At 67.3% G+C, this 572-nt stretch carries 1 protein-coding gene; it reads right to left on the bottom strand.

Features of this window, described 5'->3' with window-relative positions; translation table 11 throughout:
* Positions 1-572: branched-chain amino acid transport system II carrier protein (locus C167_RS0100240; RefSeq protein ID WP_017516286.1), on the bottom strand; the 572-nt coding region annotated here is incomplete at both ends.

Below are 572 nucleotides of genomic sequence, written 5' to 3'. Positions count from 1 at the left end.
GGATGACCACCAGGCTGCGGTACGACAACGGCAGGATGCGGCAGAAGTACTCGGCGCAGGCGCAGGTCAGGCCGACAGCGGTCACCAGGCAGGCCAGCGCAATGAGCACCGCCAGGAAGGTGCTGCCCAGCGAGCCGAAGGTGTGCTGCACGTAGGCATGCAGGACGGCTGCGCCATTGGCGGCACCGGCGGCGATGTCATGGCTGCCCGCGCCCAGGCGGAACAGGCTGATGTACACCAGCGCCAGACCCACCCCGGCGATCAGGCCGGCGATGATCGCGTAGCGGGTGATCAGGCGCGGCGACTGCACGCCACGGGAGCGGATCGCGTTGACGATGACGATGCCGAAGACCAGCGCGCCGAGGGTATCCATGGTCAGGTAGCCATTGACGAAGCCCTGGGAGAATGCGGCAGTCTGGTACGCCGGCTCGGCAACGCCGATAGGACCCGCCGGCAGCATGAAGGCAGCGATGCCCAGCGCGGCCAGGGCGATGATCTTCAGCGGCGCGAGGAAGCGCCCGACGGTATCGAGCAGTTTGCCCGGATACAGCGAGATCACCAGGACGATCAGG

The sequence above is a fragment of the Pseudomonas nitroreducens TX1 genome, assembly GCF_000313755.1.
Classification (GTDB): Bacteria; Pseudomonadota; Gammaproteobacteria; order Pseudomonadales; family Pseudomonadaceae; genus Pseudomonas; species Pseudomonas nitroreducens_A.
Note: the sequence above shows the minus strand (reverse complement) of the source record. Positions and strands in the feature narration are given on the sequence as shown.